Origin of the sequence: Desertihabitans aurantiacus (assembly GCF_003344635.1) — a bacterium.
GTDB lineage: Bacteria > Actinomycetota > Actinomycetes > Propionibacteriales > Propionibacteriaceae > Desertihabitans > Desertihabitans aurantiacus.
In genome coordinates, this window is record NZ_QPKK01000050.1 from 1 (window position 1) to 16,674 (window position 16,674).

The 16,674-nt window shown below is 72.2% G+C and carries 13 protein-coding genes and 3 pseudogenes; 12 read left to right on the plus strand and 4 right to left on the minus strand.

From position 1 onward, the window contains the following. From DVA66_RS20820 to DVA66_RS21565, 11 genes and pseudogenes are all read left to right on the plus strand, one after another. Positions 1 to 409 (plus strand): annotated as a pseudogene (locus tag DVA66_RS20820) (NAD-dependent epimerase/dehydratase family protein); the annotation flags it as partial. A 257-nt stretch (positions 410 to 666) separates the two neighbouring features. Further along, positions 667 to 2,226: an amidase family protein gene (locus DVA66_RS06310; RefSeq protein WP_114559301.1), complete on the plus strand. Its 1,560-nt coding sequence runs from the start codon at positions 667 to 669 to the stop codon at positions 2,224 to 2,226. 38 nt (positions 2,227 to 2,264) lie between these two features. Continuing rightward, positions 2,265 to 3,527: an MFS transporter gene (locus DVA66_RS06315; protein ID WP_114559302.1), complete on the plus strand. Its 1,263-nt coding sequence runs from the start codon at positions 2,265 to 2,267 to the stop codon at positions 3,525 to 3,527. A 330-nt stretch (positions 3,528 to 3,857) separates the two neighbouring features. Continuing rightward, positions 3,858 to 4,934: an ABC transporter ATP-binding protein gene (locus DVA66_RS06320; protein WP_114559303.1), complete on the plus strand. Its 1,077-nt coding sequence runs from the start codon at positions 3,858 to 3,860 to the stop codon at positions 4,932 to 4,934. Between the two features lie 34 nt (positions 4,935 to 4,968). Then, positions 4,969 to 6,606: an ABC transporter substrate-binding protein gene (locus tag DVA66_RS06325; protein ID WP_114559304.1), complete on the plus strand. Its 1,638-nt coding sequence runs from the start codon at positions 4,969 to 4,971 to the stop codon at positions 6,604 to 6,606. Next, entirely contained in the window at positions 6,603 to 7,544 is a 942-nt protein-coding gene (locus DVA66_RS06330; protein WP_114559305.1) for an ABC transporter permease, read from the plus strand. The genes DVA66_RS06325 and DVA66_RS06330 overlap by 4 nt, the downstream gene beginning before the upstream one ends. After that, complete coding sequence (locus tag DVA66_RS06335) at positions 7,541 to 8,503, plus strand: ABC transporter permease (protein ID WP_114128138.1); 963 nt, start codon at positions 7,541 to 7,543, stop codon at positions 8,501 to 8,503. The genes DVA66_RS06330 and DVA66_RS06335 overlap by 4 nt, the downstream gene beginning before the upstream one ends. A 28-nt stretch (positions 8,504 to 8,531) precedes the next feature. Beyond that, positions 8,532 to 9,677, plus strand: a complete 1,146-nt coding sequence (locus tag DVA66_RS06340; protein ID WP_114559306.1) for an ABC transporter ATP-binding protein — start codon at positions 8,532 to 8,534, stop codon at positions 9,675 to 9,677. A gap of 162 nt (positions 9,678 to 9,839) precedes the next feature. Then, positions 9,840 to 10,058 carry a hypothetical protein gene (locus DVA66_RS06345; protein WP_114559307.1) on the plus strand — a complete coding sequence of 73 codons (219 nt, stop codon included), beginning with the start codon at positions 9,840 to 9,842 and terminating at the stop codon, positions 10,056 to 10,058. 11 nt (positions 10,059 to 10,069) lie between these two features. After that, entirely contained in the window at positions 10,070 to 11,488 is a 1,419-nt protein-coding gene (locus DVA66_RS06350) for an amidase (RefSeq protein WP_114559308.1), read from the plus strand. Between the two features lie 190 nt (positions 11,489 to 11,678). After that, positions 11,679 to 12,971: an MFS transporter gene (locus DVA66_RS21565; RefSeq protein WP_157973868.1), complete on the plus strand. Its 1,293-nt coding sequence runs from the start codon at positions 11,679 to 11,681 to the stop codon at positions 12,969 to 12,971. A gap of 51 nt (positions 12,972 to 13,022) precedes the next feature. Here DVA66_RS21565 and DVA66_RS06360 read toward each other — a convergent pair. Continuing rightward, positions 13,023 to 13,862: pseudogene (locus DVA66_RS06360) on the minus strand (GntR family transcriptional regulator); the annotation flags it as partial. 70 nt (positions 13,863 to 13,932) lie between these two features. Here DVA66_RS06360 and DVA66_RS06365 point away from each other — a divergent pair. Continuing rightward, positions 13,933 to 15,180: a competence/damage-inducible protein A gene (locus DVA66_RS06365; RefSeq protein WP_114559311.1), complete on the plus strand. Its 1,248-nt coding sequence runs from the start codon at positions 13,933 to 13,935 to the stop codon at positions 15,178 to 15,180. A gap of 140 nt (positions 15,181 to 15,320) precedes the next feature. Here the strand turns inward: DVA66_RS06365 and recR are convergent, their stop codons facing one another. The 3 genes and pseudogenes from recR to DVA66_RS21570 form a co-directional block, all read right to left on the minus strand. Beyond that, positions 15,321 to 15,920, minus strand: coding sequence for a recombination mediator RecR (gene recR, locus DVA66_RS06370; protein ID WP_114559312.1), 600 nt, complete (start codon positions 15,918 to 15,920; stop codon positions 15,321 to 15,323). A 1-nt stretch (position 15,921) separates the two neighbouring features. Continuing rightward, positions 15,922 to 16,233 (minus strand): YbaB/EbfC family nucleoid-associated protein, encoded by a 312-nt coding sequence (locus tag DVA66_RS06375; protein WP_114128130.1) that lies wholly within the window; start codon positions 16,231 to 16,233, stop codon positions 15,922 to 15,924. A gap of 112 nt (positions 16,234 to 16,345) precedes the next feature. Beyond that, positions 16,346 to 16,674, minus strand: a pseudogene (locus DVA66_RS21570) (hypothetical protein); the annotation flags it as partial.

Sequence of the window (16,674 nt, forward strand, 5' to 3'; positions counted from 1 at the left end):
CGCGCTGGTCGACACCACCTACGTCGACAACGCCGTGGACGCACTCGTCGCCGCGCTGGACCGCTGCGAGCAGGCGCGCGGGGTGCCGCTGGTGGTGAGCAACGGCGAACCCCGGCCGATCGGTGAGGTGCTCGGCGCGATGGCCGCCGCCGCGGGCGCCCCGCGTCCCGTCCGACGCGTGCCCGCCGGGCTGGCGAGGGCCGCCGGCAGCCTGGTGGACGCCTCGGTCGCGCTGCTGGAGCACGCCGGCCGCGACGTCGAGACCGACCCGCCGCTGACCCGCTTCCTCGCCGAGCAGCTCTCCACCGCGCACTGGTTCGACCAGCGCCGCACCCGCGAGCTCCTCGACTGGAGGCCCCGCATCCCTCTCGACGAGGGCTTCGCCCGCCTCGCCACCTGGTACGCCTGACCGGCGCTGCCGGCAGTGCGACGCCCGGGACGGCGTGCGCACAGCCCCGGTCCGGCCGGCGGGCTGCGAGCGGTCCGGTGGACCGCGGATACCGGCGGTGAACCGGCGTTGCTCACCTGCGCCTGAGGCGAAAGCCCTGGTCAGAGCTGGTTCGCGCGCCGCGCAACCCGCTTAACACGGTCATCACCGACCGACATGTCTCGCGTAACCGGACAAGGCGACGGTATCCACGTCCCGCCGCCGTCCGAGGAGTCGCCATGTACCGCACGCCCGATCACGAAGAGGTCCAGCAGGTCGCCGAGCAGTTCGGCATGCGTCTGACGGCCGCGGAGGCGGAGGTCTTCGCACGGCACATCGGCGAGACGTTGACCGAGATGGACGACTTCGTCCAGTCCCGGATCGAGGAGCCTGCCCCGCCCCGGTTCCCCGGTCCCCGCTCGCCCGGACACCGGCCGGGCCCCGAGGACGACCCCTACAACGCCTGGACGTGGAAGTGCGAGATCCCCGGCGCGGAGTCGGGGCTGCTGGCCGGTAAGACCGTCAGCTTCAAGGACCACACCGCCGTGGCAGGCATGCCGTTGACCTTCGGCAGCTTCGCCCTCGAGGGCCTGGTGCCCGACTACGACGCCACGGTCGTGCAGCGCTCGCTCGAGGCCGGTGCCACCGTGGTGGGCAAGAACGTGATGAACGGGCTGTCTGGGGGCTTCGGATTCGGTGGCGGGATCGGTGACTACGGTCGCCCGACGAACCCGCACAGCCCCGACCACCTCACCGGGGGATCCTCCTCCGGCTCCGCCGCGGCCCTGGCCTCCGGCCAGGTGGACATCTCCTTCGGTGGCGACCAGGGCGGCTCCATCCGCATCCCGGCGTCGTGGACGGGGACCGTCGGGCACAAGCCGACCTTCGGGCTGGTCTCGCACTTCGGCATCGGGTTCGGCTCGGACCAGAGCATCGACTACACCGGCCCGATGACCATGACGGTGGCCGACGCGGCCGCCGCTCTCGAGGCCACCGCCGGCTACGACGGGTTCGACCCGCGCCAGGGCCGGCAGGTGCCCGACCACTACGACGCGACGAGCCGCCTGACGGAGGGGATCGACGGGCTGCGGATCGGCATCCTCACCGAGGGCTTCGCCGGCGCCACGGTGGAGGTCGACTCCTCGGTGCGCGAGGCCGTCGAGATCTTCGCCAAGCTCGGCGCCACCATCAGCGAGGTGTCGGTCCCCGAGCACGCCACCATCGGCAGGGCGCAGACCGCGCTGATGGCCGAGGGCGGGCTGGCCGTCCGCAATGCCGGGTTCTTCGGTGCCTGGAGCAGGACCTGGTACCCCTCGGACACGATCGCGGCGGTCAACCGGGTCTGGGCGAGCCACCAGGAGCTGCTCGACCCGCGCGCGCTGGCGAACCAGATGGCCGGGGTGTTCAGCAAGCGGTTCTGGTCCGGGCGCGTCTACGCCAAGGCCCAGAACGTCCGCTCCAGCTTCATCGCGGCCTACGACAGGGCCCTGGCCGAGGTGGACGTCCTCGTGATGCCGACCACGATCACCCAGGCGCCGCGCTACGAGCAGCCCGCCGACCGCACGGCCGCCGTCGAGCTGGCCATGAAGGGCTCGATCACCTACTCCGCGGTGGCCAACACCCGGCCGTTCAACTACACCGGTCACCCGGCCCTGGCGCTGCCGTGCGAGAAGCGCAACGGCCTCCCGGTCAGCATCCAGCTGGTGGGCCGGATGTTCGAGGACGACCTGCTGCTCCGCGCGGCCTGGAACTTCGCCGAGACCGCCCCGTTCGCCGCCTACACCGCGATCGACGCGTGAGCAGGGGCCGGGCCGCCTCGGGGCGGGCCACGGCTGGAATGTTCCGCTCTTTGCACACACGAAACTACCGACTGTTCTTCGTCGGTGGCCTGATCAGCAACACCGGCGTGTGGATGCAACGCACGGCACAGTCGTGGATCGTTCTCGTACTGAGCGGGGGAAACGGATTCGCACTGGGCTCCGCGACATTCCTCCAATTCGCCCCAGTGCTGCTGCTCAGCATTCCCGCGGGAATTCTGAGCGACCGCTTCTCCAAGATCAACCTCCTGGTGGTGACCCAGGCCCTGATGGGCGGGGTCAGTGCAGTGATGGCGGTGCTCGACGCCACCGGGGTGCTGGCCCTGCCCCATGTGTACCTGCTCGCTGCCGTCCTGGGGGTGATCACCGCGCTGGACGCTCCTGCCCGCCAGTCGTTCGTCTCCGAGCTGGTCGGGCTGGATCACGTGGTGAACGCCATCGGGCTGAACTCGGCCTCGTTCAACGTGGCCCGGTTGCTCGGACCCGCGGTCGCCGGACTGGTGATCGGCCATCTCGCCACCTGGGTGCTGTTCGCAGCGCACGCGTTGAGCTCGGTGGCCATCGTCAGCTCCCTGCTGCGGCTGGACCGGACCTCGCTGTTCGAGGTACGCCGGTCGTCCACGGTCCGCGGGCAGGTGGTCGAGGGCTTCCGCTACCTCGGGCGGACCCCGGTGCTGATCCTCTTCGTGGCGTGCGCCTCGTTGCTCAGCGCCGTCGGGCTCAACAGCCTGCAGGTCGTGCTGCCGCTGGTGGCGACACAGACCTTCCAGGTCGGAGCCGTCGGCTTCGGGCTGCTGACCGCGTCCCTGGCCGTGGGCAGCCTGCTCGGCGCGCTGCTGTCCGGACGGGCGGTCGGGATACCCCGACGACGCTGGGTGTTCGGCACGGCGATCGGGTTCGGGGCCAGCCAGATGGTGGTCTCGGTGATCCCGGTCTACCCCGGCTTCGCCGTCGGGCTCGCTGTGAGCGGCTTGCTCTTCATGTCGTTCGTCGTGGCGGTGAACACCAGCGTCCAGCTCACCGCGGCGGTGGAGATGCGGTCGCGGGTGGTGGCGGCCTACATGATGTTCTTCCTCGGCGGAGGAGCCCTCGGAGCGCCGGTCCTGGGCCTGGTCGCCGACCAGCTCGGGCCGCGGACCACCATCTGCTGCGCCGGGGCGGTCGGGGTCCTGGTCGGCGGCGGCTGCGCGCTCCTGCTGTTCCTCGGCGGCCGCCGACGCGCCCGGTCCGCCGTCGTCGTGACGGGAGCCACCGGCGCCCCCAGCACCTCGGTGGGGCATTGACGTGGGGACCACCCGACGGATCCTCGGAAATGGCTCCCGACCTGTCTCCGCACTGAAACAAATTCCTCACACGAATGCAACTCCGACCCCTCCCCAAAGGGTCGCCAAGACGTTACGTTGTGCTCACCTCGCCGTTGAGCGCGAGACTTCTCCCGCATTCGCGCACAACGCCAGGCGGGTCACGGTCCGCGAATTCCCTTGCTCAGCTCCTGCTCCGCAACGGACCGGCGTCATCGCGATACTCCACATTCCTCGACGGCGTCGTCGAGACCCCCTACCCGTCTGCAGAGCCGATCGACGACCCACCGCCACCCAGGAAGAGAGCCCCTGATGTCGACCACCACGCAGGTCTCACCCACACACAGCTCACCCTGGCTCGAGCCGCGCGCGGCCGGCGCCCCGGAACCGCCGCCGCCGGCACTGCGCGTCACCGACCTGGTCACCGAGTTCCGCAGCCACCGGAGCTCGTTGCGGGCGGTGGACGGCGTCTCCTTCTCCGTCCCCCGGCGCCAGGTGCTCGCCGTGATCGGCGAGTCGGGCAGTGGCAAGAGCGCCATGCTGCGCTCCATCATCGGGATCAACCCACCGAGTGCGCTGATCGAGGGCCGGGTGGAGCTCAACGGGGTCGACATCCTGTCCCTGCCGGCCCGGGAACGGCGGCGCGTCCGCGGCCGTGACATCTCGATGGTGTTCCAGGACCCGCTCACCGCCCTGGACCCGGTGTACACGATCGGGCAGCAGCTGGTGGAGACGGTGCTGAAGCACCGGCCGGGCGCCAGCCGCGCCGATGCCCGGCAGCGCTCCCTGGAGCTGCTCGAGCTGGTGCAGATCCCGTCGGCCGAGGCCCGGCTGCGGGCCTACCCGTCCCAGCTCAGCGGGGGGATGCGTCAGCGCGTGGTGATCGCGATGGCCATCGCCGGCCGGCCGCAGGTGCTGCTGGCCGACGAGCCGACCACGGCGTTGGACGTGACGGTGCAGGCCCGGATGATCCGACTGTTCCGCCAGATCCAGCAGGAGGTCGACGCAGGTCTGGTGCTCGTCACCCACGACCTGGGGGTAGCCGCCGAGCTCGCCGACGAGGTGGCGGTGATGTACGCCGGCCGGTTCGTGGAGCGGGGCACCGCCCAGCAGGTGCTGACCGCGCCGCAGCACCCCTACACCGAGGGCCTGGTCGAGGCGAACGTCCGGGCCGGGCAGGACCGCCGCCCCCGGGCGATCATCGGCGCTCCGCCCAGCCTGACTCGTCTGCCGGCCGGCTGCTCCTTCGCCCCGCGCTGCAGCTACGCAGTGGCCGACTGCTGGAGCACGCCGCCCCCGGTCCGGACCATCGACGCCGCTGGGTCCTCCCCCTCCGGCTCCTCCTCCGTCCCGCACTGGAGTCGGTGCCTGCTGGTTCCCCAGCAGTGACCCACTGCCACCCACGACCTGAGAGGCACCTCCCATGACCCGTCCCGCGCGCCGAGGGCGCCTGATCCCCTCACTCGCCACCCTGCTGCTGGCCATCTCGCTGCTGCTGTCCGCCTGCGGCCAGTCCGACTCGAGGGCTGGGAGCAGCAGCACCAGCGGGGGGACGCTGCAGATCGCCATGTCCGCGGCCAACATCCCCTTCCCCTCCACACCGCCGAACCAGGGCTACGAGGGCTACCGCTTCGTCGGCAACAACATCTACGACGCCCTCACCCGCCTGGACCTCGACCAAGCCGACACGCTGCCGACGCCGCAGCCGGCGCTGGCCGAGTCCTGGGAGATGGCCGACGACCTGATGACGTACACCTTCACCCTGCGCCAGGGCGTCACGTTCCACGACGGCACCGCCTTCGACGCCGACGCGGTGGTCTTCCAGCTCGACCGGCTGAAGAACCCGGAGTTCGAGTTCTACTCCCAGACCGATGCAGCTACCGCCGCGAGCGCCACGCGCTACATCGACAGCTGGGAGAAGATCGACGACCACACCGTGCAGATCACCACCACCCAGGAGTACACCTGGCTGCAGTGGGACCTGCTCAGCATCTACTTCCCCAGCCCCACCGTGGTCAGGGAGTTCGGCAACCAGGACTACAACCAGCACGCCACCGGCACCGGCCCGTTCAGGATGACGGAGTACGTCGACGGCGAGGTGATGGAGCTGACCCGCTACGACGAGTACTGGCGTGGGCCGGCGAAGCTCGACCAGATCATCCTCTACCCCCAGCCCGAGGCCGCGTCGCGGCTGTCGATGCTGCAGTCGGGGGAGGTCAACTGGGCCGAAGTGCCCTCACCGGACTCGATGAGCCAGCTCGAGGCGGACGGCTACCAGGTCTTCCTGGGCAAGTACCCGCACGGCATCATGCCTCGGTTCAACATGTTCCGCGAGCCCTTCCGCGACAACCTCGCGCTCCGCCAGGCACTCAACTACGCCCTCGACCGCGAGGGTGCGGCGGCCCTGATGAACGGCGCGGGCTACCCGGCCAAGCAGTGGGTCTACGAGGGTCACCCGGCCTACGCCCCGGACAACCCGGGCTACTCCTACGACCCCGAGCGTGCCAAGCAGCTGCTCGCCGAGGCGGGCTACGAGCCGGGTGAGCTGACGCTCAACTTCGGCTACACGACCGGCGGCTCGGGCAACATGTTCCCCGACGTCATGATGCAGAAGCTGCAGGCCGACTTCCGGGCGATCGGCGTCGAGGTCACCCTCACCCCGGTGGAGTGGACCGTGCTGATCTCGATCGGCCTGGACGGGCTGGACAGCGAGCAGTGGGAGGACATCGACGTGCTGTGGGCCTCCCCGGCCGCCGGCATGCTGCCCACCGGCTACAACTCGAGCTTCATGTGCAAGCGCCCCGGCGGCCAGGCCAATGCGGCCGGCATGTGCGACGAGGTGGTGGACGAGCAGCTCACCCTGGCCAGCCAGCAGGCCGAGGTGGCCGACCAGAACGCCCACCTGCAGCAGATGATGGACCAGGCCGTCAGCGAGGCCTACTTCCTGTTCTGGATGCACGACCTCAACCTGCGGGTGATGTCACCCGACGTGCAGGGCTACGTGCACCCCCAGAGCTGGTGGGTCGACTTCACCACGATCAGTGTGGGCGGTGACTCGTGATCCGGCTCGTGCTCCGCCGGGTCGGCCTGGCCATCCCGATCCTGGTCGGTGTCTCGGTGATCGTCTTCCTGCTGATGACGGTCGTCCCCGGGTCCCCCGAGGCCGGCCTGGTCCCAGAGGACGCCACCCCGGAGGAGCGGGAGGCGATCCGCGACAGCCTCGGGCTCGACGACCCGCTGCCGCTGCGGTACCTGGAGTGGGTGGGCAACGCCCTCCAGGGTGATCTCGGCTACTCCGAGCAGCGGCGCCGCGAGGTCGCCGACCTGCTCGGGCAGGCCTGGGGGAACACCTTCGTCCTCGCCCTGGTGTCGGCGATCTTCGGCATCGCGCTCGGGCTGCTGCTGGGCTACCTGGCCGGCACCCGGCGGGGGAAGGCGGTGGACCGGCTGGTCTCGGTCCTGAGCCTTGGTGGGCTGAGCGTGCCCTCCTTCTTCCTGGCGATCATCCTGCTCGCCGTCTTCGCCGGTGGTCTGCAGCTGCTGCCGTCGGGCGGAGCCGACTTCGACGACCCCCTGTCGGCAGCCCGGAGCCTGGTGCTGCCGGTGCTCTCGGGCTCGTTGATCACCATGGCCATCACGGCACGGGTCACCCGCGCCGGCATCGTGGACGTGCTGGGGGCCGACTTCGTCGAGACGCTGCGGGCCAAGGGGCTCAGCGAGCTGGAGGTGCGCCGGCACGTCCTGCGCAACGCGATCTCCCCGGTGCTCACCACGTCGGGGGTCCAGATCGGCGCCCTGCTCGGTGGCTCGGTGCTGGTGGAGACGATCTTCCGCTGGCCGGGCATGGGGCTGCTGCTCTACAACGCCATCTCGGCCCGCGACCTGGTGGTGGTCCAGGGCGCCACCCTCGTGATCGCCCTGACCTTCGTCGTGGTCAACCTCCTCGTCGACCTGCTGCAAGCCGCCATCGACCCCCGTGTGAGAGGAACCATGTCATGAGCCAGGCCACCGTTCCGGTGCTGCTGCCGGAGGCGTTCGGAGCCGGTACCACCGACGCCGACCGCCAGGCCGCCGCGAAGCTGCGCGAGGAGTGGAACGCGCACGACCAGAGCGTCCGGGCCCAGTCGTTCTGGAAGGAGACCGGCAAGCGGTTCCTGCGCAACCGCACCGGCGTGGCCGCGGCCGGCATCGTGCTGCTGCTGGCGCTGGCCGCCACCTTCGCCCCGCTGCTGACCCCCTACGACCCGCTGCTGGGCCAGCCCCTGGACCGGCTGCAGAACATCGGTGCCCCCGGCCACCCGCTGGGCACCGACGAGCAGGGCCGCGACATGCTCGCCCGGGTCCTCTACGGTGGGCGGCTCTCCCTGGTCGCGGGCTTCGTGCCCACCGTGGCCGCGGCGCTGATCGGCACCGTCATCGGTGTCACCGCAGCCATGCTGCGAGGCGTCGTGCAGACCGTGCTGATGCGGTTCATGGACGTGCTCTACGCCTTCCCAGCCATCCTGCTGGCCATCGCGGTGGGCGCGGCCCTCGGGCCCGGCCTGACCAACACCATCATCGCGGTGACCATCGTCTACATCCCGCCCATCGCCCGGGTGGCCGAAGCCGCCACCCGCCGGGTGGTCGTGCAGGAGTTCATCGAGGCCGCGACGTTGAGCGGAGCCAGCCGCTTCCGGATCGCCCGGACCCAGGTCGTCCCCAACGTGCTCAACGACATCATCGTCTACGCCTCGGGCCTGGTCGGGGTGGCGATGATCATCGCCGCCAGCCTGAGCTTCCTGGGGTTGGGCTCGCCACCGCCGGCCCCGGAGTGGGGCTACATGCTCAACAGCCTGCGGGGGACGCTGAGCACCACCCCGCTGGTGACCATCATCCCCGGGTTCTTCATCTTCCTCACCTCGGTCGCCTTCAACCTGGCCAGCGACGCGCTGCGCGAGGCGATGGACAGCCGGCTGTGACCGCCCGACGCCCGACAGGAGCCTCCCGATGACCGACACCCTGCCCGGCCCCACGCCGGTCGACGTCCCCGCGCCCGGCACGGCCACGCTGCCGAAGCGGCCGCTGATGGAGCTGCTCGACGTCTCCAAGACCTTCTCGGTCCGCAACGGCGGCCGCCGGGCCACGCTGTCCGCGGTGGACGGGGTCTCCCTCAAGATCTGGCCCGGGCGCACGCTCGGCATCGTGGGCGAGTCCGGCTGCGGCAAGTCCACGCTGGCCCGGTTGATCACCGGCCTGCACCCGGCGACGTCGGGTGAGATGGTCTTCGAGGACAAGCAGATCCTGGCGAACCGGCGCCGACCGCGTGAGGTCGTCGAGCAGATGCAGATGGTCTTCCAGGACCCGTCCTCCGCGCTCAACCCACGCGCCACGATCGGGGAGTCCATCGCCTTCCCGCTGGAGGTCCGCCGCCGTCCGCGCGAGGAGATCCGGGCGCGGGTGAGCCAGGTGATCAGCGACGTCGGACTTCCGGCCAGCTACGCCCGGCACTACCCTCACCAGCTCAGCGGAGGCCAGCGTCAGCGGGTCAACATCGCCCGGGCCCTGGCCCTGCAGCCCCGGCTGGTGGTGCTCGACGAGGCCGTCTCCGCGCTGGACAAGTCGATCCAGGCGCAGGTGCTCAACCTGCTGACCGACCTGCAGTCGGAGTACGGGCTCACCTACGTCTTCATCAGCCACGACCTCAACGTGGTCGAGTACATCAGCGACGACGTCGCGGTGATGCACCTGGGCCAGGTGGCCGAGCGGGGGCCGGCCCGGCGGCTCTACGACCAGCCGCTGCACCCCTACACCAGGCTGCTGCTGTCCTCGATCCCCTCCCTCGACCCGGCCCTCAGCACCCGCGACCAGCCGCTGGACCGGGCCAACGGGGAGATCCCCAGCCCGATCGACCCACCGAGCGGCTGCCGGTTCCGGACCCGGTGCCCGTTCGCGATGGACGTGTGTGCCGAACGGACGCCACCCCCCGTGCTGGCCGAGCCCGACCACGTGGTGGCCTGCCACCTGTACACCGCCGACGAGAACGGCGTGGTGCCACGCGGCGTCACCGAGTCGGTGGCGCGTCGGGTGGCCGAGGGCTCCGAGGTGGACGCCGCCGCCGTCCCCGAGGAACCGCTGCCCGACCCCACCCCCTGACGTCACCGTCCCCACCGGCCGCGGGCGTAGCCCACCCGCCGGTGGGACGGCTGATCGCCGGTCGCCCGACCGGTGCCGCCGCCGCGACCGCGGTCGACGGAGAGCGCATTGCCCACCTCGGCCCCGGCCTGCCCGGCCGGCGCCTGACCCGAAAGGAACGACATGTCCACGACGACCGCCGACGAGAAGGCGAGCCCGGAGGAGACCGTGACCGCCATCCTCTCCGCCGCAGGCCTCACCGTCTCCGCCGATGAGAAGGCGACCATGGTGCGCGACTTCCCCCTGGTCCGCGCCGGTGCGGACCGCATGTACCTGCCCGAGCTCGAGCACCACGAGCCGGCCATCCGCTTCGACCCCACCGACTTCTACCCCACCCGCTGAGAGGCCCCACCATGTCCGACGCACCCATCCTGACCATCAAGGACGCCGCCGCAGCGCTCCGTGATGGCACCACCACCTCGACCGACCTCACCGCCGCCATGCTGGAGCGCACCGCGATGCTCAGTGACGCCCTGGGCGCCTACGTCGTCGTGACCGGGGAGGCGGCGCTGGAGCAGGCCGCTGCCGCCGACGCCGCCCTGGCCGCCGGGAACGACCTCGGCCCGCTGCAGGGCATCCCGCTGGCCATCAAGGACATCATCGCGATGAAGGGCGCGCCCACCACCGCCAACAGCCGGGTGCTCGACCCGGAGTGGGGGGCGGGGACCGACGCGCCGGTGGTGGCGCGGCTCCGCGACGCCGGTTCGGTGTTCATGGGCAAGGCCACCACCAGCGAGTTCGCCATCGGGCTGCCCGACGCCGACAAGGGGTTCCCCGTACCCCACAACCCCTGGGACGTCGAGCGCACCCCGGCCGGCTCGAGCTCGGGCACCGGGGTCGCGGTGGCGGCCGGGCTCGCCCTCGGCGGCCTGGGCACCGACACCGGCGGTTCCGTCCGTGGCCCGGCCAGCGTCAACGGCCACACCGGCCTGAAGGTCACCTTCGGACGGGTGCCCAAGAGCGGCGTGGTCCCGCTCGGCTACAGCCTGGACAGCATCGGCCCGATGGCCCGCTCGGCTTGGGACTGCGCCGCCCTGCTTGAGGTGATGGCTGGCTACGACCCGTCCGACCCGAACTCCGCGCACGCCCCGGTGGAGAGGTACACCGAGGCGCTGGACGGCGACGTGGAGGGGCTGAGGATCGCGCTGCCGGTGCCCTACTTCTTCGACCACGAGGCCCTCGACCCCGAGCAGCGGGACGCGGTGCTGGCCGCCGTCTCCACGCTGACCGGGCTCGGTGCCACCTCGACGGAGACCAGCCTGCCGCACGCCGACATCGCCAAGGACGCCAACCACATCATCCTCGTCGGTGAGGCCTACGCCTACCACCGCAACAACCTGGTCGGGCGCTGGGCCGACTACGGCCGCTGGACCCGGTCGGCGCTGGCCCGCGGGGCCTTCTACACCGCTGCCGACTACGCCCAGGCCGGTCGGTTCCGGCGGATGTTCTCCGAGGCGGTCGCGGCGATGCTCACCGAGTACGACGTCATCATCACCCCGGCGGCCCCCGCGCCGGCGGAGATCGCCAGTGAGATGAACCCGAGCAAGCGGCTCTCGATGCCCAACTTCACCGGGCACTGGAACCTCACGGGCCTGCCCGCGGTAGCGGTGCCGGTGGGGCTCAGCTCGCAGGGGCTGCCGCTGTCGATGCAGGTCATCGGCAAGCCGTTCGCCGAGGGCACCGTGCTGAAGGTGGCCGACGTCCTGCAGCGGGTCACCGACCACCACCTGCTGCAGCCGCCGGTCGAGGCGCTGTTCACCCAGGCCGTCTGAGCACGACGGTCCGAGCGGGCCGGGTCGCGGCGCAGCACGCCGCGCCCGGCCAGGCCCGACCACCGAGCACGAGGGGACGCTGCATGACCACCACCGTCGACCGACCACGGCCGGCATGACCGCCGGGGGAGGCGGAGCGCCGGGCCGCGGGCCGGTGGCACCGGCCCCGGCCACGGCACCGGGCGACCCGGTGCCCCTCGCACCTGCCGACGAGCTGCCCGCCGCGCCGGGTCCTCCCGTCGTCCCGCTGGTGAGCCGGCGACGGCTGGTCGGGTTCTACGTCGTGGTGCTGGCCGCCGGGCTGTCGCTGGGGCTGACGGCGCCGCTCACCGCGGTGTTCGCCGTCCAGCTCGGGGCGAGCCCGTTCGCCGCCAGCCTGTCGGTGGCCTCGCTGACCGGCGTGGTCCTGGTGCTGGACGTGTTCGGCACCCGGCTGCTGCCCTTCCTCGAACCCCGTCGCTCGATCACGGCAGGGATGGCCCTGTGGGCACTGGGCTCCTTCGCCTCGGCGGTGGCCCCGAGCTTCGAGGCGATGGCCGCGGCCCGGCTGGTGCAGGGTCTGGGTCTGGCCCTGTACGCCTCGGCCGGACCCCAGCTGGCCATCAGGCTCGTCGGCATCGGCCGGGTCGGCACCGCACTGGGACGCTTCCAGGCCGCGATGACGCTCGGATCGGCGGTGGCCCCGATCACCGGCGGCCTGCTGGCCGACATCACCCTGGCGGGGTGGGGGGCGTCCGGCGGGCTGCGGCTGGCCTTCGCCGTGTGCGGTGGCATCGCCCTCGTCTGCAGCGCGGCGGCCCTGCTGCTGCTGCCCACGGTCCGTCCGCGGGTGCGGCCACGGTTCACCCTCCCGCAGCTACCGGGGCTGTACCGGCCGCGTCCGCTGCTCGCGCTGGGGATGGCCGCCCTGGGCCAGGGGGCACGTGGGGCGCTGGCGGGGACGGTGCTGCCCCTGGTGGTGTCTCAGGGGATGGGTCTCGGCGGCACCGTGCTGGGCACCTTCCTGACAGCGATGTACGTCGTCGAGGTGGTCACCATGGCCATCGGCGGTGCCTGGTCGGACCGGAGGGGACGTCGTCTGGTCGTGCTGCTCGGCACGGCGTCGGGGATCCTCGGGACGGCCGTGCTGTTCCTCGCCGAGCACCACGACAGCACCCTGCTGCTCTTCGCCGCGGCACTGCCCCTGGGGCTGGCCGGCGGCAGCATGCTGAGCCTGTTGCCCACGGTGCTGGTCGACCTCGCCGGCACACCCGAGGTGGGTCTGTCAGCGACCCGGCTCTCGCGGGACCTCGGGTTCACCCTGTGCACCGTGGGGGCCGGCGTCGCGATCACGGCGGCTGAGGTCCCCGGGGCCGTCGGTCTGGTCCTGGCCCTGTTCGTCACGGTCACGCTGATCATGGTCGTCGTCGGGGAGACCAGGCGCCACGAGCGCGACGAGGCCGTCGAACCCGTGCTCGACGTGGGCGGCCGCAGGCGCCGGTGAGGGGAGCGCACCCCGCCCTCGCATCACGGTGCTGAACGCGATCCGGTCCGACCTCGCGTGCGACATGCTGTACTCGAGGGCCTCTCCGGATCGGGCGCGCACCACCCGCCGGGTGTCGAGCACGGGGGCACCGACCGGTAGGTCCAACCACTCCCCCACCACCGGGTCGGCCGCCGACGTCGAGATCTCCAGCTCGGTGTCCCCCACCGCCGACCCGATCAGCTCCTCGATCAGCTGGTACGGGGAACGGTGCAGGTTGATGGAGGTGTCGGTGACCAGCTCCCCGAAGCAGGATGCCGGCAGGAACGACGTGCGCAGGCTCAGCGGGTAGCCGTCCAGGGAGGCGAGCTGCTCGAGGATCACCACCGCAGCACCCGGCACGGTCTCGAGCTTGGTCGTGATGAAGGGCGCCGCCGGGTGCAGCCGGGCGTAGACGGTGCGCACCGCGATCCGGGTCCCGGTGGCGTTGACGTCCTGCACCAGGTCCCGGGACTCGTCGATGCCGTGCTTGAGGAGGCCGGGGGTCAGTGAGAACGTCCCGGCTCCGCGGACGCGCTCGACCACCCCCTGTTCGCGCAGGATCAGCAGCGCCTGCCGGACCACTCCGCGGCTGACTCCGTACCGCTGCACGAGGTGGTCCTCCGAGGGCAACGTGTCGTCGGCGTACACCCCGCTGATCAGCTCGGTCCGCAGCAGGTCGAGCACCCACTGCAGCGCCCGTTGGCGCCCGGGTCCGCGCGGTCGCCTGGGTGAGCTGTAGTGCGGCACGCGGACGCCCCCTCGGTCGTGGGCCGGCCGGGCGACCCGGTTGGAACTGGCGACCACGTCGTCGGCTCGCCTGGACGAGCACCGCGCCGGCATGTCGTCCGGCCTGCGAGATCCCAGGAGCATACCCGCGCCCGAGCCGGGGGCACCACCGTGCCGCGCGCCACCGGGCGGGCACCCTAGCTACGCTCACCGGGTGGACGTGCGTGCGGGGATCCTGGTGACCGGCACCGAGGTGCTGACGGGGCGGGTGACCGACCGGAACGGGCCGTGGTTGGCGGAGCGGTTGCGGCAGCTCGGGGTGGACGTCGGGCGGGTGGTGGTGGTCGGCGACCGGCCCGACGACCTCCGGACCGCGCTCACCCAGCTCGACGACCTCGACCTCGTCGTCACCTCCGGCGGGCTGGGTCCGACCGCGGACGACCTCACCCTCGAGATCGTGGCCGCGCACCGGGGCCGGGCGCTGCACCACGACGCCGAGCTCGAAGAACGCATCGCCGAGCGGGTCGAGGCGATGCGGCGGCGCCGCGGGTGGGCCGTCGACGCCGACGCGCTGCGGGCGGCGAACCGCAAGCAGGCGCTGGTGCCCGAGGGCGCGCATCTGCTCGAACCCGTCGGCACGGCCCCCGGGGTCGTCGTCCCGGGTCCGCCGCCGGTCGTGGTGCTCCCGGGTCCGCCGTCGGAGCTGCAGCAGATGTGGGCCGCGGCCGAGGCGTCCCCGCCCGTGCAGGAGGTGCTGGCCCGCGCCGGCACCCTCGAGCAGCGGACCCTGCGGCTGTGGGGTCCGCCCGAGGCGGCGCTGGCCGACGCCCTGCGCCGGGCCGGCGACCTCTCCGCGGTCGAGCTGACGACGTGCGTCCGCACCGGCGAGCTGGAGGTGGTCGGACGCTTCGCCCCGGCCGCCGTCGACGTCTGGGACGGCTTGGGCGCGCACCTGCAGGAGGAGTTCGGGCCGGCGCTGTTCTCCCCCGACGGGCGGACCGTGGACGAGGTGGTGGCCGACCTGGCCGTCGGCTCCGGAGCCACCGTGGCCACCGCCGAGTCGTGCACCGGCGGGCTGCTCGGCGCCCGCCTCACCGAGCAGCCGGGGTCGTCGGCCTGGGTGGTCGGCGGCGTCGTCGCCTACGCCGACCGGGTCAAGGTCGAGCAGCTCGACGTCCCCCCGGGTCTGCTCGGACGGCACGGCGCGGTGAGCGAGCCGGTCGCCCGGGCGATGGCCGAGGGGGTCCGCGACCGGCTCCGCAGCACCGTCGGCGTCGGGATCACCGGGGTGGCCGGGCCCGGTGGCGGGACCGAGACCAAGCCGGTGGGGCTGGTCCACCTCGCGGTGGCCGGACCCGGCACCACCCTGCACCGCGAGCTGCGGGCCGGCGGCGCCCGCGCCGACATCCGGACGTACGCGGTGCAGCACGCGCTGCACCTGCTGCGCGAGGTGCTCGGCTGACCGGCGCGGTCGACGCGGAACGGCACCCCGCCCAGCTCGGCGGTGAGGACGTCGGCGGAGGCGGCCGCTGGCTGGCCCCGAGGTCGTGCGGCGAGACGGGATGTCGCCACCCGGAGCCGGCGCGGCGCCCGCCGGGGAGGTCAGGCCTCCACGTAGCGGCGGCCCTCGAAGGCGCGGCCGAGGGTGACCTCGTCGGCGTACTCCAGGTCGGAGCCGACCGGCAGCCCGCTGGCCAGCCGGGCCACCTTCAGCCCCATCGGCAGCAGCAGCCGGCTGAGGTAGGTGGCGGTGGCCTCCCCCTCGAGGTTGGGATCGGTGGCCACGATCACCTCGGTCACGGTGCCGTCGCCCAGCCGCATCACCAGCTCGCGGATGTTGAGGTCACCCGGGCCGACGCCGTCGATCGGGCTGATCGCGCCCCCCAGCACGTGGTAGGTGCCGCGGAACTCCCGGGTGCGCTCGATCGCCACCACGTCCTTGGACTCCTCGACCACGCAGATCGAGGTCGGGTCGCGGCGCGGGTCGCGGCAGATCCGGCAGCGGTCCTCGGCCGAGACGTTGTGGCAGACCTCGCAGAAGCGCACGGTCTGCTTGACCTTGACCAGCGCGGACGCCAGCCGCTCGACGTCCTCGGAGCCGGCGTAGAGCAGGTGGAAGGCGATCCGCTGCGCGCTCTTGGGACCGACGCCGGGCAGCCGCCCGAGCTCGTCGATCAGCTCCTGGATCGGTCCCTCGTACACGTCAGAGCCCCAGGCCCCCGGCCATCGGGCCGAGCTTCGCGGCGGCCAGCTCCTGGCCCTTCGCGCTGGCGTCGCGGATGGCGGCCACCACGAGGTCGGCCAGCGACTCGGTGTCGGTGGGGTCGCAGGCCTCCGGCGAGATGTCGAGGGACTGCAGCTCACCGGTGGCGGTCATCCGGGCGGTCACCAGCCCGCCGCCGGCGGTGCCCTCGACGGTGGTCGCGGCCAGCTCCTCCTGCGCCTGCATCATCTGGCTCTGCATGGCCTGGGCCTGGGCGAGCAGCCCGGACATGTCGGTGCCCTCGGGAAGCATCAGGTCGTCCTCTCCGGTGACTGCGCGGTGCAGCCGCCTCGTCCAATCTATGTGAGCGTGCCGCTGCGAGCGCCCCGTGCGGGCCACCCGGTCGTCGTGCCGCGCGCCGGGATCAGCGCTCGGCCTCCTCCTCGGCGATCAGCTCCGCCCCCAGGTGCATGGCCAGCAGCTCGTTGTGGGAGCTGACCGACTCGTCGAGGTCGGAGTCGTCGCGGTCGGGCTCCTCCTCCGGCACCGGCTCCGACGCCGTCACGCTCGACCGGGTGGGTCGGATGCTGGCGCGGGCACGGGAGCTGGCGGCGGGGGCGGCAGGCGCCGGTGTCTGGTCGCTCTGCGGGCGCGGCGCGACTGCGGAGGCGCCGTCCGGTGCGGACGACGGGCCCGGGGCCACCGCCCAGTCCGGCGGCGGGCCGTCGTCGACGGGCGGCGCAGACGGGGGGG